Origin of the sequence: Nocardiopsis coralli (assembly GCF_014892575.1) — a bacterium.
GTDB lineage: Bacteria > Actinomycetota > Actinomycetes > Streptosporangiales > Streptosporangiaceae > Nocardiopsis > Nocardiopsis coralli.
The window spans coordinates 225,142-251,662 of the sequence record NZ_JADBGI010000001.1 but is presented as its reverse complement, the minus strand read 5'-3'; the positions used below and the strand labels follow the sequence as shown (position 1 = coordinate 251,662).

20 protein-coding genes are annotated in these 26,521 nt (G+C 71.8%); 18 read left to right on the top strand and 2 right to left on the bottom strand.

Features of this window, described 5'->3' with window-relative positions:
• Nucleotides 1–273: 273 nt before the first annotated feature.
• Together IDM40_RS01145 and IDM40_RS01140 are read left to right on the top strand one after the other, a co-directional pair.
• Nucleotides 274–2,286: an ABC transporter ATP-binding protein gene (locus tag IDM40_RS01145; protein ID WP_193119965.1), complete on the top strand. Its 2,013-nt coding sequence runs from the start codon at nucleotides 274–276 to the stop codon at nucleotides 2,284–2,286.
• A complete protein-coding gene (locus tag IDM40_RS01140) occupies nucleotides 2,283–4,142 on the top strand; it encodes an ABC transporter ATP-binding protein (RefSeq protein WP_193119964.1) in 1,860 nt (619 codons plus the stop codon). The genes IDM40_RS01145 and IDM40_RS01140 overlap by 4 nt, the downstream gene beginning before the upstream one ends.
• 638 nt (nucleotides 4,143–4,780) lie before the next feature.
• On the opposite strand, the gene IDM40_RS01135 is transcribed toward IDM40_RS01140, so the two are convergent.
• Nucleotides 4,781–5,779: an SIS domain-containing protein gene (locus IDM40_RS01135; protein ID WP_193119963.1), complete on the bottom strand. Its 999-nt coding sequence runs from the start codon at nucleotides 5,777–5,779 to the stop codon at nucleotides 4,781–4,783.
• A 242-nt stretch (nucleotides 5,780–6,021) separates the two neighbouring features.
• Between IDM40_RS01135 and hisI the strand changes: the two genes are divergently transcribed.
• The 12 genes from hisI to IDM40_RS01075 all read left to right on the top strand — a co-directional run bounded on the left by hisI (nucleotide 6,022) and on the right by IDM40_RS01075 (nucleotide 17,039).
• Nucleotides 6,022–6,366 (top strand): phosphoribosyl-AMP cyclohydrolase, encoded by a 345-nt coding sequence (gene hisI, locus IDM40_RS01130; RefSeq protein ID WP_193119962.1) that lies wholly within the window; start codon nucleotides 6,022–6,024, stop codon nucleotides 6,364–6,366.
• A 50-nt stretch (nucleotides 6,367–6,416) separates the two neighbouring features.
• The gene (locus IDM40_RS01125) at nucleotides 6,417–7,085 is read left to right on the top strand and encodes a Trp biosynthesis-associated membrane protein (protein ID WP_216630198.1); all 669 of its coding nucleotides are present in this window, start codon (nucleotides 6,417–6,419) and stop codon (nucleotides 7,083–7,085) included.
• Nucleotides 7,075–7,350, top strand: coding sequence for an HGxxPAAW family protein (locus IDM40_RS01120; RefSeq protein ID WP_193119960.1), 276 nt, complete (start codon nucleotides 7,075–7,077; stop codon nucleotides 7,348–7,350). Before IDM40_RS01125 ends, IDM40_RS01120 begins: the two co-directional genes overlap by 11 nt.
• Before the next feature lie 142 nt (nucleotides 7,351–7,492).
• Nucleotides 7,493–7,999, top strand: a complete 507-nt coding sequence (locus tag IDM40_RS01115; protein ID WP_193119959.1) for a DUF2752 domain-containing protein — start codon at nucleotides 7,493–7,495, stop codon at nucleotides 7,997–7,999.
• A 204-nt stretch (nucleotides 8,000–8,203) separates the two neighbouring features.
• Nucleotides 8,204–9,010 carry an indole-3-glycerol phosphate synthase TrpC gene (gene trpC / locus IDM40_RS01110; RefSeq protein WP_193119958.1) on the top strand — a complete coding sequence of 269 codons (807 nt, stop codon included), beginning with the start codon at nucleotides 8,204–8,206 and terminating at the stop codon, nucleotides 9,008–9,010.
• Nucleotides 9,011–9,309: 299 nt separating this feature from the next.
• Nucleotides 9,310–10,527 carry a tryptophan synthase subunit beta gene (gene trpB / locus IDM40_RS01105; protein WP_193119957.1) on the top strand — a complete coding sequence of 406 codons (1,218 nt, stop codon included), beginning with the start codon at nucleotides 9,310–9,312 and terminating at the stop codon, nucleotides 10,525–10,527.
• Nucleotides 10,527–11,339, top strand: a complete 813-nt coding sequence (trpA, locus tag IDM40_RS01100; protein WP_193119956.1) for a tryptophan synthase subunit alpha — start codon at nucleotides 10,527–10,529, stop codon at nucleotides 11,337–11,339. Before trpB ends, trpA begins: the two co-directional genes overlap by 1 nt.
• Before the next feature lie 371 nt (nucleotides 11,340–11,710).
• Nucleotides 11,711–12,226 (top strand): MauE/DoxX family redox-associated membrane protein, encoded by a 516-nt coding sequence (locus IDM40_RS01095; RefSeq protein WP_193119955.1) that lies wholly within the window; start codon nucleotides 11,711–11,713, stop codon nucleotides 12,224–12,226.
• Nucleotides 12,227–12,271: 45 nt separating this feature from the next.
• A complete protein-coding gene (locus tag IDM40_RS01090; protein WP_193119954.1) occupies nucleotides 12,272–13,279 on the top strand; it encodes a DsbA family protein in 1,008 nt (335 codons plus the stop codon).
• Nucleotides 13,280–13,334: 55 nt separating this feature from the next.
• Complete coding sequence (lgt, locus tag IDM40_RS01085; protein ID WP_193119953.1) at nucleotides 13,335–14,492, top strand: prolipoprotein diacylglyceryl transferase; 1,158 nt, start codon at nucleotides 13,335–13,337, stop codon at nucleotides 14,490–14,492.
• 100 nt (nucleotides 14,493–14,592) lie between these two features.
• The gene (locus IDM40_RS01080) at nucleotides 14,593–15,750 is read left to right on the top strand and encodes a hypothetical protein (RefSeq protein ID WP_193119952.1); all 1,158 of its coding nucleotides are present in this window, start codon (nucleotides 14,593–14,595) and stop codon (nucleotides 15,748–15,750) included.
• Between the two features lie 284 nt (nucleotides 15,751–16,034).
• Nucleotides 16,035–17,039: a hypothetical protein gene (locus IDM40_RS01075; protein WP_193119951.1), complete on the top strand. Its 1,005-nt coding sequence runs from the start codon at nucleotides 16,035–16,037 to the stop codon at nucleotides 17,037–17,039.
• 78 nt (nucleotides 17,040–17,117) lie between these two features.
• On the opposite strand, the gene IDM40_RS01070 is transcribed toward IDM40_RS01075, so the two are convergent.
• On the bottom strand, nucleotides 17,118–18,836 hold the full coding sequence (locus tag IDM40_RS01070; protein ID WP_193119950.1) for a bis-aminopropyl spermidine synthase family protein: 1,719 nt from the start codon (nucleotides 18,834–18,836) through the stop codon (nucleotides 17,118–17,120).
• A 598-nt stretch (nucleotides 18,837–19,434) separates the two neighbouring features.
• Here IDM40_RS01070 and gltB point away from each other — a divergent pair.
• The 4 genes from gltB to IDM40_RS01050 all read left to right on the top strand — a co-directional run bounded on the left by gltB (nucleotide 19,435) and on the right by IDM40_RS01050 (nucleotide 26,492).
• The gene (gene gltB, locus IDM40_RS01065) at nucleotides 19,435–23,991 is read left to right on the top strand and encodes a glutamate synthase large subunit (protein ID WP_193119949.1); all 4,557 of its coding nucleotides are present in this window, start codon (nucleotides 19,435–19,437) and stop codon (nucleotides 23,989–23,991) included.
• A gap of 31 nt (nucleotides 23,992–24,022) precedes the next feature.
• Complete coding sequence (locus tag IDM40_RS01060; protein WP_193119948.1) at nucleotides 24,023–25,477, top strand: glutamate synthase subunit beta; 1,455 nt, start codon at nucleotides 24,023–24,025, stop codon at nucleotides 25,475–25,477.
• Nucleotides 25,478–25,622: 145 nt separating this feature from the next.
• Nucleotides 25,623–26,018, top strand: coding sequence for a DUF2784 domain-containing protein (locus IDM40_RS01055; RefSeq protein WP_193119947.1), 396 nt, complete (start codon nucleotides 25,623–25,625; stop codon nucleotides 26,016–26,018).
• Nucleotides 26,019–26,081: 63 nt separating this feature from the next.
• Nucleotides 26,082–26,492: a DUF2784 domain-containing protein gene (locus IDM40_RS01050; RefSeq protein WP_193119946.1), complete on the top strand. Its 411-nt coding sequence runs from the start codon at nucleotides 26,082–26,084 to the stop codon at nucleotides 26,490–26,492.
• The last annotated feature ends 29 nt before the right edge of the window (nucleotides 26,493–26,521 follow it).

Here is a 26,521-nt window from a genome sequence, read left to right as displayed (position 1 = left end):
CGCAGACCCGGCGGGCAGCGCACCGAGCCCCGGCGTCACCCGGCGTGCCGACCGGCCACACATGCCTCCCGGCTCACACCCGACCCGCCCCGGTCACCGGAATAGGCCCGGCGTTCACGGCGCTGAAACAAACCGGTGGAACCTTGTCGGTGCCGACGGACATACTCGGCACCGCATCACGCCCACTCCGTGCCTCCCACACCCGGCGAGAGCACGGAGTGCGGCTGTTCGGGCCCGAACGGGCCGTCACACAGCGCGCAGAACGGGGGGCGCATGGCCCAGGGCACGACCACGACCCGCACCGCACCCGCGGGAGGGGCCGCACCACCCGGGGAGGACGGCACCCCCACCGCCGCCCGCACCCGGAGCAGCGACGGCACCCACCGGGGCGTCTTCAGCAGAGGCATGCGGGTCATCGGGCACGCCGTGCGGGCCGAACCCTGGATCTTCGGGCTCGCCGTCTTCGGCGCCATGCTGCACTCGGCCGTCAACGTCGGTTCCGCCTCCGTGCTCGGCCACATCACCGACCACACGATCCTGCCCGCGTTCGCCGAGGGGTCCACCACCGCGGCCGCCCTCCTGGCCGCCGCGGCCCTGCTCATGGCGGTCGGCCTCGGAAAGGCCATCGGGCTCGCCATCCGCCGCCTCCTCGCCGGCCTCATGCAGTTCCGCATGCAGGCCCGCTACCGGCGCTCCGTCGCACGCAAGTACCTCGAACTCCCGCTGTCCTGGCACCACCGCCACCCCACCGGACAGCTGCTGTCCAACGCCAACGCCGACGTCGAGGCCACCTGGCAGCCCCTGGCGCCCCTGCCCATGGTCGTGGGCAGCATCTTCATGCTCGCCATCTCCGCCGTGGCGATGCTCGTCACCGACCCCGTCCTCGCGCTCGTCGCCTTCGTCGTCTTCCCCGTCCTGGCCGCCGCCAACGTCGCCTTCCAACGCCGCGTCTCACCCCTGGCCTCGCACGCCCAGGCCCTGCGCGCCGAGGTCAGCGGTGTGGCCCACGAATCCTTCGACGGCGCCCTCGTCGTCAAGACCCTCGGCCGCGAGGACACCGAGACCGAACGCTTCACCGACGCCACCCACCGCCTGCGCGACGCCCTCATCCGCGTCGGACGCCTGCGCGCGATGTTCGACCCCTTCATGGAGGCGCTGCCCAACCTCGGCGTGCTCGCGGTCCTGCTCATCGGCATGTGGCGCCTGAGCACCGGCGCCATCGAACCCGGCGACCTCGTGCAGATCGCGTTCCTGTTCACCCTCCTGGCCCTGCCCATCCGCTCCTTCGGCTGGCTCCTGGGCGACCTTCCCCGCAGCGTCGTGGGCTGGGACCGCGTGCAGTCCGTCCTGCGCTCCGAGGGCGCCATGGAGTACGGCGACCGCACCCTCGACGACGGGCCCGCCGGGATCGCCCTCAGCGTGCGCGACCTGACCTTCACCTACGCCGACTCCTACGACTCCGACCACCGCGACCTCATGGACGACGGCACACCCGAGGCCCGCACCACCGTGCTCGACGGGTTCGACCTCGACATCGCCCCCGGCCGCACCGTCGCCGTCGTCGGACCCACCGGATCCGGCAAGTCCACCCTGACCACCGTGCTCATGCGCCTGGTCGACCCCGACGACGGAACCGTCTCCTACGACGGGACCGACGTGCGCGACCTGGCCCGCGACCAGATCCCCACCCACGCCGCGCTCGTCCCGCAGGGCACCTTCGTCTTCGAGGACACCGTCCGCGACAACATCACCCTCGGCGCCGCCGGCATCGACGACGAACAGGTCTGGGCAGCCCTGCGCCTGGCCCGCGCCGACGGCTTCATCGCCGAACTCGACGGCGGCCTCGACGCCCGCCTCGGCGAGAAGGGCACCACGCTCTCCGGCGGCCAACGCCAACGCCTCGCCCTGGCCCGCGCCGTCGTGCGCCGCCCGCGCCTGCTCATCATGGACGACGCCACCTCCGCCGTGGACCCGCAGGTCGAGGCGCAGATCCTCGCCGGGCTCCGCGAACGCGACGACGCCGCGACCGTCCTCGTGGTCGCCTACCGCCGCGCCACCATCGAGCTCGCCGACGAGGTCGTCTACATGGAGGGCGGCCGGGTCCGCGGGCGCGGCACCCACAGCGAACTCCTGCAGACCTCGCCCGGTTACGCCCGCCTGGTCACCGCCTACGAACGCGCCGGCGAGAGCGAGAACGAGCCCGTGCCCGAGGAACCCGGACCGGCCGAGCCCAACCCGAACCCCGCCCCGCGCGGCGGCCGAGCCCGCGAGGAGGACGACCGATGAGCGCACCCACCCGGTCCCGCGACGACGAACGCACCGGAACCGGCACCGGCGCCGACCCGCAGCCCGGGGGAGGCACCGACCGCTCCGTCGGCCTCACCCGCAGCCGCGACGGCGCCCTGGGCACCATCAAACGCGGCATCAAGCTCTCCCCGGAGTTCACCAAGGGCCTGTGGCTCACGCTGCTCTTCGCCGCCGTCGCCACGCTCGGCAAGGTCATCGTGCCCATCGCCGTGCAACAGATCATCGACAACGGGATCTCCGGGGCCGGAGGGCCCGACCTGGGCTTCGTCACCCGCATGGTCGGCGTGTGCGCCGTCCTGCTCGTGGCCACGATGGTCTGTTCGTACCTGATGAACCTGCGCCTGTACCGGGCCACCGAGTCCGGGCTGGCCACGCTGCGCCGCAAGGCCTTCCGGCACGTGCACGACCTGTCCGTGCTCACGCAGAACAGCGAACGCAAGGGCGCCCTCGTCTCGCGCGTCACCGCCGACGTCGACCAGATCTCGATGTTCATGCAGTGGGGCGGGCTGCTGCTCATCGTCAGCGGCGGCCAGCTCGTCATCGCCACCACCCTCATGGCGGTCTACTCCTGGCAGCTGACCATCGTGGTGTGGATCTGCTTCCTGCCGCTGCTGTTCGGCGTGCGCTGGCTGCAGAAGCTGCTGTCCAAGGCCTACCTCAAGGTGCGCGAGCGCACCGGCGACATGCTCGGAGCCGTCGGCGAGACCGTCATGGGCGCCGCCGTCATCCGCGCCCACGGCACCGAACGCCGCACCGCCCAGCGCATCGACGACAGCGTGCTCGCCACCCGCGCCGCGCAGGTCAAGGCCCAGCGGCTCTCCATGGCCGTCTCACCCTTCGCGGAGATGGTCGCCGCCCTGGGCAACACCGCCGTCGTCCTGGTCGGGGTGTGGATCGGTATCGACGGGGGGATCACCGCCGGGCAGCTCATCGCGTTCCTGTTCCTCATGACGCTGTTCGTGCAGCCCATGATGATGGCCACCGAGATCTTCAACGAGGCCCAGAACGCCATCGCCGGGTGGCGCCGCGTGCTCGGCGTGCTCGACACCGCACCCGACATCGCCGACCCGGGCGAGGCGGGCAAGGTCCTGCCGCGCGGGGCCGTGCGCGTCGACTTCGACGGGGTCACCTACTCCTACCCCGAGGGCCCGGTCGTGCTCGACCACATCGACGTGCAGCTCGAGCCCGGGACCCGGATCGCGGTCGTGGGGGAGACCGGGTCCGGAAAGACCACCTTCGTCAAGCTCCTGACCCGCCTCATGGACCCCGACGAGGGCAGCGTGCGCCTCGACGGCACCGACCTGCGCGAGGTCTCGTTCTCGTCGCTGCGGCGCCGCGTCGTCATGGTCCCGCAGGAAGGGTTCCTGTTCGACAGCTCCCTGGGCGACAACATCCGCTTCGCGCGCCCCGAGAGCACCGACGCCGAACTCGAGGCGGCCGTCACCGAACTCGGGCTCCGCGAATGGTTGGACAGCCTCGCCCACGGCCTCGACACACCCGTCGGCCAGCGCGGTGAATCCATGTCGGCCGGCGAACGCCAGCTCGTCGCGCTCGTGCGCGCCTACATCGCCGACCCCGACCTGCTCGTGCTGGACGAGGCGACCTCGGCCGTGGACCCGCACACCGAGATGCGGATCCAGCGCGCCCTGGACCGGCTCACCCGCGGGCGCACGTCCGTGGCCATCGCACACCGGCTCTCCACCGCCGAGGCCGCCGACCGTGTGCTGGTCTTCGACGCCGGACAGATCGTGCAGAGCGGATCGCACGCCGAGCTCGTCGCCGAACGCGGCGTCTACGCCGACCTGCACGCCTCCTGGGTACGCTCCTCCGCCTGATTCCGGTCGGCGCCGCGGGCGGGCCCACGCCCGCCCGCGGGCGGACTGCTCGGTGCGCTCCGCGCACGTTCGTGCGTCGGCACGGTGCCGTGCGCCCGGTCGAGGTCGCGGGTGCCCATACATGCCTGTCAGCGGGTGTGAGGCGTGGAGCGGTTCGTGGACGCGCGCCACCCATGAGTGAGGCCGGTGTGCTCCGTGCACGCCCGCCGACCCCGCTCGCGCGCAGCGCGTGCCTGCTACGGCTTTGCGCGCTGAGTGCCCGTGGCGGACAGTCCGCGTGTGCTCTGCACACGACTGCGGTGTGCGCATGCCGTCCAGGGGTGTGCGGCTGCCGGTGTGGTCCAGGGGTGCGTGGCTCCGTGCTCGCTGCAGGTCGGTTCGCATGCTCGCACACACCCCTGCCAGGGCTGGAGGGGTGGTGCCCGGGCGGGCCAGGTCATGTGCTCCGCGCACGTTCGTGGAATCCGCTCGTGCCCTGGGCGTGCCCCGGGGAACCGGGCCGTGTGTGTTTCGCACAGGACTGCGATGCCGTGCCTCGCGACCGGTGATGCCTGCGTGTGCACGGCACACGTCCGCGCCTGGGGCGGGCCGGTCCGGTGGTTGCACGGTGCTGCGCCCGGGCCCAGGCCGGGCTCGCCTCAGGGCCGGTGGTGCCACCGGTGGGCGGCCAGCAGCTCCGCGACCAGCGGCTCGGTGAGCAGGCTCACGTCCGGGTCCGAGTCGCCCGGATACCGCACCGTCAGCGACGCCCCGGGCAGGCGCTCGCGCCCCGGGGTGGGGCCCACCGCCACGAACGCACCCCGCAACTGCAACAGGTGCTCCGCGAAACGCTCGTCGTAGGCCGACCCCGCGAACAGCACCGCCCGGTAGTCCGTGACCGCAGCCAGATACCGCTCGCTGTGCGACCACTCGCCGGTCTCGGCCGCATACGCCCGCAGCACCGGACCCTGGCGCAGTACCCGCACACCCTGGCCCGCCGACGCCAGGCGCTCGGCCGGCGCCACCAGGTTCAGCCCGTCGGGGGAGTCCAACACCCGCGCCGCCTCCGGGAGCCACTCCCGCGAACCCCGCAACAACGACTGCGTGGCGTTGGCCACACGCCGCAACAGCCCCGGGAAGTTCCCGCTGCCCCCGACCGGCGCACCCAACCTGTGCCCCAACAGCAACAGCAGCGCCAGCGCGTGCTGGTACGCACTGCACCCCAGCCCCGAAACCGCCGCATCGCCGGTCCGCAACGGCACCAACAGGTCCGCGTAACGCGCCACCGGGGTGTCCGCGTCCGGGGCCAGGACGATCACCGGGGAACGCGCCACGTACCGGTCCAGCACCGTCGCCAATTCCCGCTGCCCGCCGCCCAGGCTCACCCCCACCACCAGCGTCTCCTCACCCGCCGGCGGCTGCTCGGCCGAGGACGAGAAGTCCGCGTGCGCACCGATACCCGCACGCCGCAACCGCGCAGCGGCCGCCTCACACGCGTGCCGGGCCGCACCCGCGCCCACCAGGCGCACCTGCACCGGCTCGTCCTCCAACAGCGCCGGCAACGCCGCATACGGGTCCCAGCGCGGGAACTTCTCGGCCAGACGGGTCAGGGCGGCGGGCTTGCCCGCCAGCTCCGCCGACAGTGACTCTGCGGACACGGCACTCCCAGGACACAGCACAGGTGGTCGGACCGCCCAACGGTAGCGGGTCCCCGCCGGCCCGTCCTCCCGTGCCCCAGGGTCTGTTTGGTGGACGCCTTCCGTCGCTTCGGCCAGCTACTGCGCCGTAGGCGTCGTTTGAGGGCGGCGGCGGGTGACGGTGAGGGCCGGTGTTCGCCAAGCAGGCCCTAGATCCCCGACCCGGTGACGGCCCGCTGCGGAGCGCCCCTAACCTGGGAAACATGAGCGTCACCAGCCTCTCCCCGGACATCGCCGCGCGGCTCAAGCGCGACGCGAACGGCCTCCTCCCCGCGATCGTGCAGCAGCACGACTCCGGGGAGGTGCTCATGCTCGCCTGGATGGACGACGAAGCGCTCCACCGCACCCTTACCACCGGCGCCGCCACCTACTGGTCGCGCAGCCGCGGCGAGTACTGGGTGAAAGGTGCCACGTCGGGGAACACCCAGCGGGTCGTCTCCGTTGCACTGGACTGTGACGGCGACACCCTCCTCGTCCGGGTCGACCAGACCGGGGCGGCCTGTCACACCGGTGACCACACGTGCTTCGACGCCGGGCGGCTGATGTGACCTCCTCGACCAAACGCGCGGGCCGCGAGTTCGGCCTGACGGCCCTCGCCATGGCCGCCGCAGCCGCGATGATGCTGGCCTCCGGCGGCCAGGTCTGGGTCGACGCCGTGCTCGAAGCCCCGGGCCCCGTCCAGTCGGTGCCCGTCGAAGCCACCGGATCCGACCTGACCGGCGTACCCAGCGGGATCGCCTGGGCCGGCCTCGCCGCGATCGCCGGACTCTACGCCGCACGCGGCTGGTCCCGACGGGTCATCGGCGCCGCCGTCGCCGCGGGGGGCGTACTCGCCCTCGTCGCGGTGTGGACCAGCACCCGCACCCAGGCCCTCGCCGACGCCGTCGCCACCCACGCCACCGACGTGGCCGGGACGGCACAGCTGGTCGGCGAGCCCGACACCCAGGCCGCCGGGCCGCTCCTGGCCGCCGCCGGGGCCGCGCTCCTGGCCGTGGCCGGGATCGTGGCGACCGTCCGTGCCCCTGCCTGGCCCGGCATGGGCAACCGGTACGATCGGGGCGCCGTTCCGCGTCCGAGTCAGGCGACCACCCCGTCCGACCTGTGGAAATCTCTGGACGCCGGAGACGATCCCACCCTTGACGCCCCCGATGGCGACGGTGTGCCCGCGAAGGACGCCGGACGCGCCGCCGACACCGGGAGCGACCCAGCACCCGCACAGCCGGCCACCGGGCCGGCCCAACCGAAGGAGGGGCCCGATGGCCGCTGAAGAACACCACGACGACCACGGGAACACCGTCTCGGCCTGGTTCCTCACCGTGACCTGGATCGTCGCCTGGACCGTGGCCGCCGTGGCCATCATGATGGGCGGCGGACTGGTCCTGTGGACCGCGATCGCCCTGGGTGCCAGCGTCGTCTTCGCCGTGATCGCCGGTGTGATGAAGAAGGCCGGCCTCGGCCGCAAGGAGGACCGCCCGGTGCCGCCCACCCGTGAGGAGTGGGAGGCCACCCGCGAGCTCGCCGCCTCCAAGTAGGCCGGTTCCGGCCACCGGCGGCCGGCGCTTCCGGGCCCCGCACCCTGTCCGCCAGGGGAGCGGGGCCCTTCTGTGTCCCGCACCCCTCGGCGCTCCCGCACCCGGCCCGACCGGCCGCGCCCGCACGCCCTACCCTGGGGGTGTGGAGCCACGACACGCACCCGACGCAGCCGGACCCGCCCCCACCCGACCGCCGGGGCGCCTGGACCGGTTCGTCTCCCGCGTACCCCCGTGGGTCTGGCCGGTCGGACTCGGCGTCCTGGGGCTGGCCGGCGCCGTGGTCCTGCACCTGTTCGACCCCTCGCAGGACGACACCCCTTACCCCACCTGCCCGTTCCTGTTCCTCACCGGGCTCCAGTGCCCCGGCTGTGGCACCACCCGCGCCCTGGCCCTGCTCACCCACGGGGACCTCGTCGCCGCCGCGAGCATGAACCCCCTCACCGTGCTCGTGCTCCCGTTCCTGCTGCTGGTGTACGCACGCTGGCTCGTCGGGACCCTGCGCAGGAACGGGCCACCCCTGCGCCCCGAACCCCACGTGCCCACCTGGGCGATGATCGCCGTCCTGGCCGGGATCGTCGCCTTCTGGATCCTGCGCAACCTGCCCTGGTTCTCCGTCCTGGCCGCAGGGACCCCGCCCCTGCCGAGCTGAACGCGCCCGACAGCCTCCTGTGACCCTTTCCACCGCAACACCGGCCGTGTCGGCGGGGGTGCGGACACCCCGGCCCGACAGGGTCGATACGATGGCCACCGACACCGTGCGACACGGTGTGCGGCCACATCACGCGGGGGAACCGTGCCCGAACGGGCACCGTCACGCGTGGCCGGAACCAACCACGAGGGAGCGGGGTAACTGGTGAGCGTGCTCGACGAGATCCTCGACGGGGTACGCGCCGACCTGGCGGAACGACAGGCGGCCCTGCCCTTGGACGATCTCAAGGCCCGGGCGGAGACCGCGCCCACCCCCGTCGACGTCGAGGCCGCCCTGCGCCGCCCAGGCGTCCACGTCATCGCCGAGGTCAAACGCGCCAGCCCCTCCAAGGGGCCCCTCGCGGAGATCACCGACCCCGCCGAGCTCGCCCGCGACTACGAGGCCGGGGGCGCCACCCTCATCAGCGTCCTCACCGAACAGCGCCGCTTCAAGGGCAGCCTCGACGACCTCGCCTCCGTACGCAGGTCCGTGGACACCCCGCTGCTGCGCAAGGACTTCGTCGTCAGCTCCTACCAGCTCTGGGAAGCCCGCGTCTACGGCGCCTCCGCGGTCCTGCTCATCGTCGCCGCCCTGCCCCAGGAGGCCCTGGTCTCCCTGGTCGAGCGCGCACGCTCCCTCGACCTCATGCCGCTGGTCGAGGTCCACGACGAAGAAGAGGTCTCCCGCGCCCTCGACGCGGGCGCCACCGTCGTCGGCGTCAACGCACGCAACCTCAAGACCCTCGACGTCGACCGCGACACCTTCTCGCGCCTGGCACCGCTCATCCCCAACGAGGTCGTCAGAATCGCCGAGTCCGGGGTCCGCGGCCCCCACGACCTGCTCGCCTACGCCGGTGCAGGCGCCGGCGCCGTACTCGTGGGCGAGAGCCTCGTGCGCGGACGCAACCCGCGCGAGGCCGTCGCCGACCTGGTCACCGCCGGGGCCCACCCCGCCCTGCGCGACCGGAGCTGAGCCACGTGGCACCCACGCGAGCGCACCACACCGGCCACCCGGGCCGCCGATGGCCCGGGGGCGTGTTCCGCGCGCGCACCCACGCGTGAGACCGGCCGGCGGAGACCCCGCCGACCCGCAGCGGAACACGCCCCGCACCTGACCCGCGGGGAACACGGCCGGGCCACGGCCCGCACCGTCGTCCCCCACCTTCCACGCACCGCCGAGGCCAGGCGGTGCCCACCACGGTCGGTGCGCGGGCCGCGGCCCGACCAGGGCGGCCGCCGCCACCGGCCACAGCCTCAGGAGAATTCCAGACCATGAGCCACGACGGACCCGTGCCCGACGACCTCGGGCACTACGGCCGCTTCGGGGGCCGCTTCGCCCCGGAGGCCCTCGTCGCCGCCCTCGACGAGGTCGACGCCGAGTGGGACAAGGCCCGCAAGGACCCGCAGTTCCACGCCGAACTCGACGCCCTGCTGCGCGACTACACCGGCCGGCCCAGCCCGCTCACCGACGCGCGCAACTTCTCCGAGCACGCCGGCGGAGCCCGCATCCTCCTCAAGCGCGAGGACCTCAACCACACCGGCTCCCACAAGATCAACAACGTGCTCGGCCAGGCCCTGCTCACCAAGCGCATGGGCAAGACCCGCGTCATCGCCGAGACCGGCGCCGGACAGCACGGCGTGGCCACCGCCACCGCCTGCGCCCTCATGGGCCTGGACTGCGTCATCTACATGGGCGAACAGGACACCGAACGCCAGGCCCTCAACGTCGCCCGCATGCGCATGCTCGGCGCCGAGGTCGTCCCGGTCACCATCGGCAGCCGCACCCTCAAGGACGCCATCAACGAGGCCTTCCGCGACTGGGTCGCCAACGTCGAGCACACCCACTACCTCTTCGGGACCGTCGCCGGACCCCACCCGTTCCCCAAGCTCGTCCGCGACCTGCACTTCGTCGTCGGCGCCGAGGCCCGCGAACAGGTCCAGGAACGCGTGGGCCGCCTGCCCGACGCCGTCGCCGCCTGCGTGGGCGGCGGGTCCAACGCCATGGCGATCTTCGCCGCGTTCATCCCCGACGAGGACGTCGCCCTGTACGGCTTCGAGGCCGGGGGAGACGGCGCCGAGACCGAACGCACCGCCGCCTCCATCACCGCGGGCAGCCCCGGCGTCTTCCACGGCGCCCGCACCTTCGTCCTCCAGGACGAGTACGGCCAGACCCGCGAGAGCCACTCCATCTCCGCCGGCCTGGACTACCCCGCCGTGGGCCCCGAACACGCCCACCTCGCCCAGACCGGCCGGGCCGTCTACGAACCCGTCACCGACGCCGAGGCCATGGAAGCCTTCCGGCTGCTCTGCCGCACCGAAGGCATCATCCCGGCCATCGAGACCGCACACGCCCTCGCCGGAGCCCGCAAGCTCGGCGAGCGCCTCGGCCCCGACGGCGTCATCCTGGTGAACCTGTCCGGACGCGGCGACAAGGACGTCAACACCGCCGCCACCTACTTCGGCCTCGTCGACTCGGAGGACCACACCTGATGGGTGCCACGACACTGCAGACCACCCTCGCCCGCGCCCGCGAGGAGAACCGGGCCGCACTCATCGGCTACATGCCCGCCGGGTTCCCCGACATCGACTCCTCGATCAAGGTCATCGAGGCCATGGTCCGCGGCGGCTGCGACGTCATCGAGGTCGGCCTGCCCTACTCCGACCCGATGATGGACGGCCCCACCATCCAGCGCGCCGCCGACCGCGCCCTGGAGGCCGGCACCACCACCGACGACGTCTTCCGCGTCGTGGAGGCCACGGCCGCCACCGGTGTCGCCGCCCTGGTCATGTCCTACTGGAACCCCATCGAGCGCTACGGCGTGGACCGCTTCGCCGCCGCGCTCGCCAAGGCCGGGGGAGCGGGCGTGATCACCCCCGACCTCATCCCGGAGGAGTCCGCCGAGTGGCGCGCCGCCTCCGAGGCCACCGGCCTGGACCGCATCCACCTGGTCGCGCCGTCCTCCACCGACCGCCGCCTGGCCCTGACCACCGAGGCCAGCAGCGGGTTCGTCTACGCCGCCTCCCTCATGGGGGTCACCGGCACCCGCGCCCAGGTCGCCGGCACCGCCGAGGAACTGGTGCGCCGCACCCGCGCCGTCACCACCGAGTCGCGGCTGCCGATCTGCGTGGGCCTGGGCATCTCCACCTCCGCCCAGGCCGCCGAAGTGGCCGCCTACGCCGACGGTGTCATCGTCGGCGCCGGGTTCTGCCAGCGTGTGCTGGACGCCCCGGACCTGGAGACCGGGCTCTCGGCCGTGGAGTCCTTCGCCCAGGAGCTCGCCGCGGGCGTGCGCTCCCGGTAGGCCCCGGGGGACCGGCGTCCTCTTCCCGCAGGGCCTCCGCCGGCCCGAGCGGACCCTCCGGCACTGGCCGGTGGGCCGTCCCTCCCCGGGGCGGCCCACCCGCCGTACGTGCCGGTCAAGGCCCGGGTTAAGAGCGTGAGAATCGGGTGAGAGCCCGCCGTTCAGGGGCCCCGGGCGCGCTCACCGGGGCACCGTGGATGGTGTGATGGACACCGTCGGTGCGGCACGCCCCGCCCGTGCCCGGCAGATCTCGCGGCCGTGTGCCGACAGTGCACCACACACAGTACGCTTGGGTCTCATCACCCTGTGTGCTCGAACAGGTGCGCACCGGTGCACGACGGACGGACGACCCCCTGACCCTGAAGGCCCACATGATCGACGCAGCAGAGGAATCCCCCGCCGCCCCCGGACCCGGACGGTCGCGGTGGGAAACCGTGCAGCCCTGGCTCACCCTCGCCTGCAGGGTCGGCCTCGCCGCGGTCCTCATCACCGCAGCCGTCACCAAGTACCCCCCGGCCCTCTCGGTCGAGGCGGTCGAGGCCTACGAACTGTTCCCGCCCGAGATCGCCGAACTCATCGGCTACACACTGCCGCTGTTCGAGCTCGCCCTCGCCCTGCTGCTCCTGATCGGCCTGGCCACCCGCTACACCGGGATCGTCAGCGCCCTGCTCATGGTCGCCTTCATCGCCGGGATCCTCTCCGCGATGGCCCGGGGGCTCAGCATCGACTGCGGCTGCTTCGGCGGCGGAGGACAGGTCGACCCCGGAGAGACCACCTACGGGATCTCCATCGCACGCGACCTCGGCTTCACGGCCCTGGGCGCGTTCATCGCGATCTGGCCCCGGTCGCCCTTCGCCCTCGACCGCGCCCTCGGACTCTTCCGCTGACGGCGCGGCCGACCACCTCCGACAGACAAGACCCAGGGGAGAAGCATGGGGAGTGAAGCGCGCAAGCGCGCCCGCGAACGCATCAAGGAGCAGCGGGAGAAGGAGAAGAAGGCCGCCCAACGCAACAAGACCCTCCTCGTGGTCGGTGCGGCCGCCGCCGTCGTCCTCCTCGTCGTCGGCATCGGATACGTCGTGCTCAGCTCCGACCGGGGCGACGACTACGAAGGCGAACTCGCCCAGCAGACCCTCCAGGACGACGGCAGCGTCGTCATGGGCGACGGCAGTGTCGTAACAGGAGATGAAGGCGCCGAGGCCCCCGTCGTCGAGGTCTACGCCGACTACCAGTGCCCCGCCTGCAAACAGTTCGAGGGCCTCAACGGCGACACCCTCAAGGAGATGGCCGCCGAGGGCGAGGCGACGGTGCAGTACCACATCGTCAGCATCTTCGCCCAGCAGCCCGCCCCCACCAGCAGCAACTCACTGCGTGCCGCCGTCGCCGGCCGGGCCTCGGCCGACCACGGAGTCTTCGTCGAGTACAACGACGTCCTCTTCGAGAACCAGCCCAACAGCAACGAAGAGGGCTACTCCATCGACGAGCTCGAGGGCTGGTTCGGCGACCTCGGCGTCACCGACGAACAGCAGGCCGCCTTCGGCGAACGCCTCGAGCAGGAGGACGCCGTCATCACCGAGTTCACCGAGGAGTTCGTCCCCGCCCTCATGTCCGCCGCCGAGGAGGAGATCGGACAGGAGAACCTGGGCACCATGGTCCTGCCCGACCTGCTCGCCTGGGGAGAGGACAACGGCCACGACACCTCCTTCCTCGACGGCACCTACACTGGCGAGATCATCGACGCCACCGGAACGGCCTACACTCGCTACAGCGGTGAGAACGCCTTCCGTGGAACACCCTCCGTCTACGTCAACGGCGAGCTCCTCGACAACGACGACGCCATGACCGTCCGCGGACTGACCGACACCGTCGAAGCCGCCGGCCCCGGCCAGGTCGAGAGCGAGCCCGCCGACGACACCGACGACGGGGGTGGTGCGGAGTAGAGACCCCAGACCAGACCCCCGCACGCGGGGCGAACCCGAGAGCAGAGCAGTGACATTGCCGTCGACAGCTTCTGAGGGCGCGGCCGAGCACGGCCGCGCCCTCGCGGCCATCCCCAGCCCCGAGGTCAACTCGATCCCCCTGGGCCCCCTCGAGATCCACTTCTACGCCCTGTGCATCCTCGCCGGCGTCGTCGCCGCGGTCTTCTGGAGCGAGCGCCGGTGGGCCGCCATGGGCGGCGAGAAGGGCACCATCATGGACATGGCCGTGTGGGCCGTGCTCCTGGGCCTGGTGGGCGGACGCCTCTACCACGTCATCAGCGACTACCAGCTCTACTTCGTGGACGGGCAGGAGCCCATCCGCGCCCTCTACATCTGGGAGGGCGGACTCGGCATCTGGGGCGCCATCCCCATGGGCGCCCTCGGTGTGTGGCTGGTCGCCCGCAAGCGCGGCCTGTCCATGTCCAAGCTCGCCTTCGCCATCGCCCCCACCATCCCCCTCGCCCAGGGCATCGGCCGCTGGGGCAACTACTTCAACCAGGAGCTCTTCGGCGCACCCACCGACGTGCCCTGGGCCCTGGAGATCACACCCCTGGACAACGGGGCCCTGCGCCCCGGCATGGTCGAAGGTGTCAGCACCTACCACCCCACGTTCCTCTACGAGTCCCTCTGGTGCCTGGGCCTGGCCGTCCTGCTGGCGTTCCTGGGCCGGCGCTTCGAACGCGAACTCCAGGGCGGGCGCCTCTTCGCCCTGTACATCGCCGGTTACTGCGTGGGCCGCTTCTGGATCGAGGCGCTGCGCGTGGACCCGGCCAACGACATCCTGGGCATGCGCCTGAACAACTGGGTCTCCCTCGTCGTGCTCGTCGGCGCCCTCGCCTACTTCGTCTGGGCCGGCCGCCGCCTCGACCGCTTCTCCACCGCCGTCGTGCCCGGCCAGGACGCCGGGACCCAGGTGTTCGGCACCACCGACCCCGGTGAGACACACGACGAAGGCACCGTCTACAGCGCCCTCGACAACGACGAAGAAACCGGCGACAGCACCGTCTACAGCGCCACCGACCTCAGCGACCTCCCCGACCGGGACACCGACACCCGCGGTTCCGGCCAGGAGGGGACGGAATATCACCCCAGCCCTGAGCGATCCAGTAGCGAGGGCTCGACCGAGGACGACGCCGACGACACGGGAACGGACTCCGGGGCGAGGCCCGAATAGAGCACAGGCCGGCGGAGGGCAGCCGCAGTACCCGCGGCGCCCCCCGGCAGCCGCCTGTGTCGTTTCCGAACACACCACGGGTTGACGATTGAGATGGACCGTGAGCAGAGCTGAGTCCGGGTTCGGTCGCCGAGGCCGGCGCGGAGAATCCCGTCGCGACGAGGCCGCCGAGTCGGTGAATGACGACGAGTACGGCCCCGACGAGGACTACGCCGACGAATACGACTACGACCCGGAGGAGGACTTCTCCGCCGAGTACGGTCACACCCACACTCGTGCGGCCTCCGGCGACGAGTACCACGAAGACGAAGGGGAGGAAGCATCCTCCCAGGGGCGCGGCCGCGGACGCCGCGCCAAGCGCGAGGACAAGGGCCCGAGCAAGGTCTCGTCCTTCTCCGCGAACGCGATCAAACGTGTCTCGGTCCTGGGCGAGAGGCCCAACCAGATCGTGTACACACTCGCCGAGCAGAGCAGGCGCAAGCGCGGCACCGCCGTGCTCGTCGCTCTCCTCACCGCGTTCGGGCTCGCCCTGATCATGCTGCTGGGGCTGCTGACCTACCAGTTCGTCAGCAACGACGGCAGCGGCATGGTCGCCGAGACCGAGGACAGCATCGTGGAGCCGCCCGAGGGCCACACCACCCTCACACCCGAGCTCTACCTGTCCGAGCCCAACCGCGAGGAGACGTTCGGCGCGATCAACGAACGCGACCCCGACACGGAGCCGATGACGGAGGACTCCGCCTTCGGCGGGGCCGACGAGCTCGAGCTCAACGGCGTCTCCCTCGAGGCCCAGCAGACCACGGTCAACGACTCCTGCACCTCCATGGTGTGGGGCGGCGACCTGGCCCAGAGCCTCCTGGACGCCGAGTGCGTCAACGCCGCCTCCGCGCTCTACACCGACAGCGACCAGGAGTACGTCGCCCAGGTCACACTCTTCGACGTGGCCGACAGCGACGGTGCCGAAGAGGTCGCCGCCGCCCTGGACCCGGCCAACGCCGAGACCGAGGCCGGCTTCGTCCTGCCCCAGACCGGCGAGGACGTCTCCGGGCTCCACGAGGGCTACAGCCAGGCCACCACCCAGGTCATGGGCCACTACGTGGCCGTGTTCTGGAGCGCCCGCGAGGACGGACAGGACCCGGGCGAGGACTCCGACCTGGCCACCGTGAACGTGGCCTCGATGAACTCCGTCCAGTTCATCTACGACGAGGTCGTCCGCAACGGCGGCAGCCAGGACGAGGAGGGCGAGGGCGAGGAGTGATCCCCGCCCGCCCCGCGTCGAGGCCCCCGGAGAGCACACCGCTCCCCGGGGGCCTCGTGTTGTGCGCGGCGGGGGCGCGTCCGTGCGCAGGCCCCGCCCGCCCCGGGCGCACCGCGGCTGTCCGGGGCCCTCCACCGCCCCGATAGGATCACGGGCAGATCGACCCGCCCGCGAGGGTCGTCCGAGGCCGGGGGCCGACCCCGCGCCCAGTCCTGAGCGAACCCGGGCCCGCCCCGCACCCCCGTGCCGCGGCGGCCCGAGAATCCGAGGAAAGGTCCAATCGGGTGTCCCCTTCTGAACCGTCGGAGCCCGGTCCCGGGCGCCGGAGGAAGAACAGCGAGTCCGACCCGGAACAGGCCGAGCCCCGCGAGGGCCGCCGCCGGGGCGGCAGCCGCCGGAAGGGCCAGGGGCGCACGAGCCCGGCCCTGAAGATTGTGGTCGGAGCGCTCGCCCTCGCCCTCATCGCGCTCGGCGTGGTGCTCGTGGTGCAACGCGGCGGGGGAGACGACGCCGCCGAGGCCGCCCCGGAGACCCGCCCCGTCCTCTACGACCTGCGCCTGAGCGACAGCAGCGAGATGAACCGGGTCCTGAACTCGCGCGAGGACGACCAGCGCCCCCTCAACGAGGGCGAGCTGTTCGAACGCAGCAACGAGGAGATCTCCAGCCAGAGCATCGACTTCACCCTGCGCGACTCCGACCTGACCGAGGACTGCACCGAGGCGGTCTGGGGCTCACAGGTCGAGGACGCCCTCGCCGGCGCCGACTGCACCCAGGCCGGCCGCGCCACCTACGTCGCCGACGGTTACTTCGGTGTCGCCGCGGTGTTCAACCTGGCCGACACCGAGGCCAGCCAGGACGTCGCCGCGGCCATGGAACTGCCCGAGACCAGTGGCGACGAGGAGCCCGACGACCCCGGCTTCGTGCTCGCCCCCTCCGGCGAGGAGCCCTTCGACCGCCTCGGCGAGGGCTACAGCGCCGCCGACGCCATCATCAGCGGCCACTACCTGGTCGTGGTCTGGGTCCAGCCCGACGACTCCGAGTCCGTGGACGACCGCGTGACCCTGTCCAGCCCGCTCGTGGCCCTGGCCAACTTCCGCGACCCCCTCTACCGGCGCCTGGTGGAACTGCGCGACCCCACCGACACCGGCCAGGAGGGCGGCGGCACCGGCGGCGTCGAGGAAGGCGCACCCGGCGGTGGGGCGGAGGACCCCCAGCCGCCCGTCGAGGACCCGCCCCCGGAGGAGCCCCCGCTCGAGGAGCCCCCCGTGCAGGAGCCCGGCGGCCAGTGACCCCACGCCGGGGGCGGTGCGGGCAGTGACGCCACACCCGGGGCCCGTGCGGCACAGCGCCCCGGGCCCCGGAACGCCTCAACCGAGCTGCGCCCACAGGTCCGCGCAGACCTCTCGCAGCTCCCGCAGCCGCTGCTCCGGAAGATCCACCACCGTGTGCCCGCGCACCCACCCCGGTGCGCGGGCCACCGTGTGCCGCGCGGTGCGCTTGTTCACCGGCGACCCCACCGCCGCCGACACCTCGACCAACCCGGCACGCAGCGTCGACGTCAGGGTCCCGTGCGCGCGCCCCTGCACATGGGCCGCCAGCGCCTCCGCCGGGTCGGCACCGGCCTCCGGCGACCGCGCGATCAGCCGCAGGCTCGTCAGGTCACCGGCACCGAACCCGCGCAGGAACCGCACCCCGAACCGCGGCTCGACCAGGGCCCGGAACGCCTCCTGCCCCGACCGGTCGCGCACCCACGCCGACGACGACGGCACCAGCACGTCCACGACCCGTGTTCCCGCAGGCGCCGCCAACGCCGCACGCGCGGCCAGGCGCTCCCACCCGCCGGTCAGGTCCACCACCGCGTGCGCGTGCACCGCACCCGGGGCCTCCATCCACGTCGACAGCCGCACCCGGCCCGCACCCTCGAACCCCTGCGGCCAGAACCCCACCAACAGCGGCTCCCCGGCCTCCGAGCCCTCGCCGGCCCGCTCCAGCACCGCCGCGGCCCGCTCCGGCTCCGAACCCACCCGCGCCTCGCGGGCGTTGGCGCCCTGGCTGTAGACCCGGGCGTCCTCGCCGCCGGGGGAGGGGACCGACCGCGACAACGGCCGCAGCACGTACAGGTCCGAGGCCGCGCCGATCGACTCCGCGCCGTGGTACCGGTTGAAGTCCGGCCACAGCGCCTCCACCACCAGGTCCAGACGCAGCAGCCGCGCCTGGGTGGCCGCCGCCAACCGCGGCGTGGTCTCGCTCACCCCGTAGGCCACCAGCACACGGCCCCGCCTCGGATCGGCCATGCCCTCCAACCCGCGGCGCACGAACAGTTCCACCCCGTCGGGGGTGTAGGGCGGGTCGGTGAAGACCACGTCGGCCGTGCCGCGCAACGCCGGGGGCAGGCCCAGGCGCAGGTCCGCGGCGTACGTGGTGACGTCGGCCCCCAGGCGCTCGGCCAGCGCCCCGATGTGGGCCAGTACCCGCTCGTCCAGGTCCACCACCACCGCACGGGCCCGCGGCTCCACCAGCGCCAACGCGATCGACGTCAGGTCGTGGTCGCCCACGCACAACACCGTGCGCCCCACCAGGTCGAACCGGGTGGTCAGGAACAGCGCCCGCCGCAGGGCCGTCTCCGCGGTCGCCGCCACGTGGTCCAGGTCCAGGTCGGAGGCGGGCCCCTCGGCCACGGCCCGCTCCAGCTCGGACAGCACACCGGCGCGGCCGACCGCCAGGTGCGCCACCGGGTCGGCCACCGCCGGTGCCGGCGCCCCCGCGTGCTCGGCCGGACGCACCAGCCGCACCCCGGGGTCTTCCTCCACGGCCTCGCCGGCCTCCACCAGAGCGCGCACCAGCTCCGCGACCACCGCGTGCGCCACCGCGGAGTCCCGCACCAGCTCGTTGGGCCGCCACACCCGCCCGTCCGCCAACAGGTCCACGACCCGTTGGGCCCGGGGCGCGTCCACCCCGCGCTCGCGGAGCAGGGCCCGGACCCGTTCGGAACCGGCCCCGCTGGGCGGCTCCGCCTGTCCCGCTCCGGGGTCGTACGTGGGATCGTCGGTGCCCCGCGCGGGGGACGGGGTGTGCTCTGCTGCCATGGCACCGATCGTCCCACGGCCCCGTACCGGCAGAGGTAACGCAGGTCAGGCAGGTAACACACACGTGAGGGGCAGATCACGCGGGAGAGAGCGCCCACCCCCTTGGGAAGGCCGTTAACGCCCGGGTAATGTGTGTCCTCGGCCCACGCGTGCCCGCCGTGCCCGGAACGGCCTTCCGGAGAACCCCCTCCGGGTTCTGGTCGCTTTGGGAGGTTTAGCGAGGTTCCCACGTGGAACAAATCGCAAGGCCGGATCCGCCTCGGCCCGCACCGAGCGGAACACCCGCACCCACCCGGGAGCGGAAGGGCACACGGCGCACTGTGGCGCCATCTGGTCTAGACCTGCGATTCGCGTCGCAGCACGACCACCATGTACAAAAGAACCCGCCCGCAGCGGCGACCCGTCACCACCGGCCCCACGAGGACGTGACCGGCCCCCCAGGTGGCACGACGGGCGAGTCGACCGACGGGCACCACCACCGCACCGCGGTGACCCCTCCACGCCCGCACGTGGAGCCACAACAGAACCCACGCAGCAGGGCCAACGTCGTCCCGGATGCGCTTTTCACGAAGCCGACGCAGAGACGACAGGAGGGCACATGCCTGCTGGTCAGGTGCGGCGTTCGACCGTCCCAACGAACGCAGAATCCACCACTCAGGGCCTGTACGACCCCGCCTTCGAGCACGACGCCTGCGGCGTCGGGTTCGTCGCCGACCTCAACGGCCGACGCGGCCACGAGATCGTGGAGAAGGCGCTCACCGTCCTCCGCAACCTCGACCACCGAGGCGCCTCCGGGGCCGACCCCGACGACGGCGACGGCGCAGGCATCCTCACCCAGGTCCCCCACGACCTGTACACCGAGGTCTGCGACTTCACCCTCCCCGACGCCGGCGCCTACGCCACCGGCATCGGCTTCCTGCCCGTCGACGACAACGACCGCGCCACCGCCGTCGCCACCATCGACGCCATCGTCGCCGACGAAGGACTCACCCTCCTCGGCTGGCGCGACGTCCCCGTCGAGCCCAACTACGCCGGACCCGCCGCCCGCGAGGTCATGCCGCACTTCGCGCAGATCTTCGTCACCGGCACCCCCGGCACCCCCACCGAAGGCCTCACCGGCATCGCCCTCGAGCGCTACGCCTACTGCGTCCGCAAGCGCGCCGAACACGAGACCGGCGTCTACTTCCCGAGCCTGTCCCCGCGCACCATCGCCTACAAGGGCATGCTCACCACGCCCCAGCTCGAGCCGTTCTTCCCCGACCTGTCCGACCGGCGCTACACCTCCGGCCTGGCCCTGGTCCACTCCCGGTTCTCCACCAACACCTTCCCGTCCTGGCCGCTCGCCCACCCCTTCCGGTACGTCGCCCACAACGGCGAGATCAACACCGTCAAGGGCAACCGCAACATGATGCGCTCGCGCGAGGCCAAGCTCGCCAGCGACCTCATCCCCGGCGACCTCGACCGCCTCTTCCCGATCGTCGACCCCGAGGACTCCGACACCGCCTCCTTCGACGACGCCCTCGAACTGCTCCACCTGGGCGGCCGGTCCCTGCCCCACGCCGTCCTCATGATGATCCCGGAGCCCTGGGAGAACCACACCGAGATGGACCCGGCCGTCCGGGCCTTCTACGAGTACCACTCCACCCTCATGGAGCCCTGGGACGGCCCCGCGTCCGTCTCCTTCACCGACGGCACCGTCGTCGGCTCCGTCCTGGACCGCAACGGCCTGCGCCCCGGCCGCTACTGGGTCACCGACGACGGCCTCGTCGTCCTGGCCTCCGAAGCCGGCGTCCTCGACATCGACCCCGCCACCGTCGTCCGCAAGGGCCGCCTCCAGCCCGGCCGCATCTTCGTGGTCGACACCGAGCAGGGCCGCATCATCGAGGACGAGGAGATCAAGGCCGAACTCGCCGCCCAGCACCCCTACCGGGAATGGGTCGACAACGGCATCACCCGCCTCGCCGACCTGCCCGCCGCAGAACCCGCCCAGGTGGAGGAGCTCAACCTCGCCCAGCAGACCTTCGGCTACACGGAGGAAGAACTCCGCATCATCCTCACGCCGATGGCCCGCACCGGCGCCGAACCCATCGGCTCCATGGGCACCGACACCCCGGTCGCGGCGCTCTCCGACCGCTCCCGGCAGATCTTCGACTACTTCACCCAGCACTTCGCCCAGGTCACCAACCCGCCGCTCGACGCCATCCGCGAAGAGATGGTCACCAGCGTCGGCACCCTCCTCGGCGCCGAAGGCAACCTCCTCTCCGCCGACCCGGGCGACACCCAGCGCCTCTCCCTGCCCACACCCGTCGTCGACCAGGCCGAACTCGCCGCCATCGTCGCCGCCGGACACGGCAACCCCGCGCTGCGCACCCACACCGTCGACGGCACCTACCCCGTCGACGGAGGCGGCCGCGCCCTCGCCGAACGACTCGACGAGATCAGCGCCGAAGCCGACCGCGCCATCACCGACGGCGCCCGCATCCTCGTGCTCAGCGACCGCGGCGCCGGCCCCGACCGCGCCCCCATCCCGTCGCTGCTGCTCACCGGGTCCGTCCACCACCACCTCGTGCGTGAGAAGACCCGCACCGAGGTCGGACTCCTCATCGAAGCCGCCGACGTGCGCGAATGCCACCACGTCGCGCTCCTCCTGGGCTACGGCGCCTCCGCCGTCAACCCCTACCTCGCCCTGGAGACCGTCCGCGGCATGGTCGAGAGCGGCCAGCTCGGCGGCGTCGAAGCCGACCAGGCCGTCCGCAACACCCTCAAGGCCTACGCCAAGGGTGTCCTCAAGGTCATGTCCAAGATCGGCGTCTCCACCGTCGGCTCCTACACCGGCGCGCAGATCTTCGAAGCCATCGGGCTCGGCCCCGAGGTCATCGACCGCTGCTTCACCGGCACCACCTCCCGCCTCGGCGGCGTCGGCTTCGACGTCCTCGCCGAAGAGGTCGCCATCCGCCACCGCCGCGCCCACGCCGTCAACGCCGGCGCACACCGCCGCCTCGAGGTCGGCGGCGAGTACCAGTGGCGCCGCGAGGGCGAACCCCACCTCTTCAACCCCGAGACCGTCTTCAAGCTCCAGCACTCCACGAAGACCCGCTCCTACGAGATCTTCAAGGAGTACACCAACAAGGTCGACGACCAGGCCGAGAAGCTCATGACCCTCCGCGGGCTCCTGCGCTTCAAGGACGGAACCCGACCGGCCGTGCCCATCGACGAGGTCGAGCCCGTCTCGGAGATCGTCAAGCGCTTCTCCACCGGCGCCATGTCCTACGGCTCCATCTCCGCCGAAGCACACGAGACCCTCGCCATCGCCATGAACCGCCTCGGCGGCAAGTCCAACACCGGCGAAGGCGGCGAGGACCCCGACCGCTTCACACCCGACGCCAACGGCGACCTCCGCCGCAGCGCCATCAAGCAGGTCGCCTCCGGCCGCTTCGGCGTCACCTCCCACTACCTCAGCAACGCCGACGACATCCAGATCAAGATGGCCCAGGGCGCCAAGCCCGGCGAAGGCGGCCAGCTCCCCGGCCACAAGGTCTACCCGTGGGTCGCCGACACCCGGCACTCCACACCCGGCGTCGGGCTCATCTCCCCGCCGCCCCACCACGACATCTACTCCATCGAGGACCTCGCCCAGCTCATCCACGACCTCAAGAACGCGAACCCCTCAGCACGGGTCCACGTCAAGCTGGTCTCCGAAGCGGGCGTCGGCACCGTCGCCGCGGGCGTCTCCAAGGCCCACGCCGACGTCGTCCTCGTCTCCGGCCACGACGGAGGCACCGGCGCCTCGCCGCTCACCTCCCTCAAGCACGCAGGAACCCCCTGGGAGATCGGCCTCGCCGAGACCCAGCAGACCCTCCTGCTCAACGGCCTGCGCGACCGCATCGTCGTCCAGACCGACGGCCAGATGAAGACCGGCCGCGACGTCGTCATCGCCGCCCTCCTCGGTGCCGAGGAATACGGCTTCGCGACCGCACCCCTCATCGTCTCCGGCTGCGTCATGATGCGCGTCTGCCACCTCGACACCTGCCCCGTCGGCGTCGCCACCCAGAACCCGACCCTGCGCGAGCGCTACTCCGGCCAGGCCGACCACGTCGTGAACTTCTTCGAGTTCATCGCACAGGAGGTCCGCGAGTACCTCGCCGAGCTCGGCTACCGCAGCCTCGACGAAGCCATCGGCGCCGTCGAGAACCTCGAGACCGCCGACGCCGTCGACCACTGGAAGGCCCAGGGCCTGGACCTCGAACCCGTGCTCGCCGCCGTCCAACCCTGGGACGGCGACCACCGCCGCCAGGTCCGCGGCCAGGACCACGGACTCGAGAAGGCCCTCGACAACACCCTCATCCAGCTCGCCGAAGGCGCCATCGACTTCGGACGGCCCGTCAAGCTCGAACTGCCCGTCCGCAACGTCAACCGCACCGTCGGCACCATGCTCGGACACGAGGTCACCAAGCGCCACGGCGCCCACGGCCTGCCCGACGACACCATCGACATCAGCTTCACCGGATCCGCGGGCCAGTCCTTCGGCGCGTTCGTGCCCAAGGGCGTCACCATGCGCCTGTCCGGCGACGCCAACGACTACGTCGGCAAGGGCCTCTCCGGCGGCCGCATCACCGTCCGCCCCGCCGACACCTCCACCCTCGCCGCCGAAGAACACATCATCGCCGGCAACGTCATCGGCTACGGCGCCACCTCCGGCCAGATCCACCTCCGCGGGATCGTCGGCGAACGCTTCTGCGTCCGCAACTCCGGAGCCACCGCCGTCGTCGAAGGCATCGGCGACCACGGCTGCGAATACATGACCGGCGGACGCGCCGTCGTCCTCGGACGCACCGGCCGCAACTTCGCCGCCGGCATGTCCGGAGGCATCGCCTACGTCCTCGACCTCGACCCCGAACGCGTCAACGGCGAAATGGTCGAGATCGAAGAACTCACCGACGAGGACCGCGACTTCCTCACCACCACCCTCACCCGCCACCGCGACGAAACCGGATCCACCGTCGCCCAGCGCCTCCTCGACGCAGGCGAGGCCGGCCTGGCCCGCATCGGCAAGGTCATGCCCCGCGACTACAAGCGGGTCCTGACCGCCCAGGCCGAGGCCGAACGCGAAGGACGCGACGTCGACGAGGCCGTCATGGCCTCCGCGCAGTCCTAGAGCGTCCACGAACCACGAAAGGAGGAGCACCATGGGTGACCCCAAGGGCTTCCTGAAGATCACCGACCGCGAACTGCCCCAGAACCGCCCCGTGGACGTGCGCATCCAGGACTGGCGGGAGGTCCAGGAGGACTTCGACCGAGGCACCGTCACCAAGCAGGCCTCCCGCTGCATGGACTGCGGCATCCCCTTCTGCCACAACGGCTGCCCCCTCGGGAACCTCATCCCCGAGTGGAACCACCTCGTCCACACCCACGACTGGTCCGAGGCCATCGAACGCCTCCACGCCACCAACAACTTCCCCGAATTCACCGGCCGGCTCTGCCCCGCACCCTGCGAATCCGCCTGCGTGCTCGGCATCAACCAGCCCGCCGTCACCATCAAGAACGTCGAGGTCTCCATCATCGACCGCGCCTGGGAAGAAGGCTGGGTCAAGCCCCTGCCCCCCACCCAGCGCACCGGCAAGACCGTCGCCGTCATCGGCTCCGGCCCCGCCGGCCTGGCCGCCGCACAGCAACTCACCCGCGCCGGCCACGACGTCACCGTCTACGAACGCGCCGACCGCATCGGCGGACTCCTGCGCTACGGCATCCCCGAGTTCAAGATGGAGAAGCGCCACATCGACCGGCGCCTCGCCCAGATGAGCGCAGAAGGCACCACCTTCCGCACCGGCGTCAACGTCGGCGTCGACATCACCGCCGACCAGCTCAAGGCCGACCACGACGCCGTCGTCCTCACCGGCGGAGCCACCGCAGCCCGCAACCTCCCCGCCGAGGGACGCGAACTCGGCGGCATCCACCAGGCCATGGAGTACCTCCCCTGGGCCAACAAGGTCCAGGAAGGCGACCTCGACACCCCGCCCATCACCGCACAGGGCAAGCACGTCGTCGTCATCGGCGGCGGCGACACCGGCGCCGACTGCGTCGGCACCGCCCACCGCCAGGGCGCCGCATCGGTCACCCAGCTGGAGATCATGCCCAAGCCGCCCACCACGCGGCCCGACAGCCAGCCCTGGCCCACCATGCCCAACCTCTACAAGGTCACCAGCGCCCACGAAGAAGGCGGCAAGCGCGTCTACTCCGTCAACACCGTCGAATTCCTCGGCGACGACGACGGCAACGTCCGCGCCATCCAACTCGTCGAGGTCAAGCGCACCGACAAGGGCTTCGAACCCGTCGAGGGCACCGAACGCGAGATCCCCGCCGAACTCGTCACCCTCGCCATGGGCTTCGTCGGCCCCGAGAAGGCCGGACTCATCGAGGACCTCGGCGTCGAACTCGACGGCCGCGGCAACGTCGTCCGCGACTCCGACTACCGCACCACCGTCGACGGCGTCTACTGCGCCGGCGACATGGGCCGCGGCCAGTCCCTCATCGTCTGGGCCATCGCCGAAGGCCGCTCCGCAGCCGCCGGCGTCGACCGCCACCTCAACGAGCACACCCACCTGCCCGTCGCCATCCCGCCCACCGAGCGCCCGCTCGTCTGACGGGTCACGCTGCACCGCAGCGCCGGGCGCAGGGGCACCCCGCGCCCGGCGCTGCGGTACGTCCACACACCCTGGATCCTTGTCCGGGCAGGTCAGGGCTGGGATAGTAGTAGTTCACGGCCCTTCCCACCGAGGGAACCGGACGATGTTCTACCAGTTGGTCGGCGAAACAGCGATGATCCTTCACTTCGCCTACGTCGTCTACGTGGTCCTGGGCGGTTTCGTCACCTGGCGGTGGCCGCGCACCTTCTGGATTCACCTACCCGTCGCCGGCTACGCCCTGAGCATCAACACCGTCGGGTGGGAGTGCCCCCTCACCCACGTCGAGAACTGGGGACGCGTCAACGCCGGCCAGAGCGGCACGGGAGACGTGGGCTTCATCGACCACTACCTCACCGGCGTGATCTACCCCCAGGAGCACGCGCTCACCGCAAAAGTCCTCGCCGGTGTGAGTGTCGCCGTCTCCTGGGCCGGCCTGTTCGCCCAGGTGTGGCTGCGCCGCAGACACACCCCTGAACGCCGGCCCGCTGACCGTCCCTGAACCCACACACGTATCGGGGCCGACCCCCTTGGGGCGGCCCCGATACCCGTCTAAGCTGAAAACATGGCCTATCGGGTGATCGGCGAAGGAGCCATGCTCCTCCACTTCGCCTTCCTCGTCTACGTGACGTTCGGCGGATTCCTCGCCTGGCGCTGGCCACGCACCCTCTGGCTCCACCTCCCCATCGCCGGCTACGCCCTCGGCATCGCCGCCATCGGCTGGGTCTGCCCCCTCACCCACGTCGAGGACTGGGCCCGCCTCAACGCCGGACAACAAGGCTTCGGCGACACCGGCTTCATCGACAACTACCTCGGCGGCATCGTCTACCCCGAAGGGCAGATGATCGTCTTCGAACTCATGGTCAGCACCAGCGTCGCCATCTCCTGGATCGGCCTCATCCTCATCCACCTGCGCCGCCGCCACAGACCCCCACCCACACCCCACACCGCCGACGACCACGAACCACGCGCGTAAAAACCGCGCATGGATTCCCGGCGAGCCGT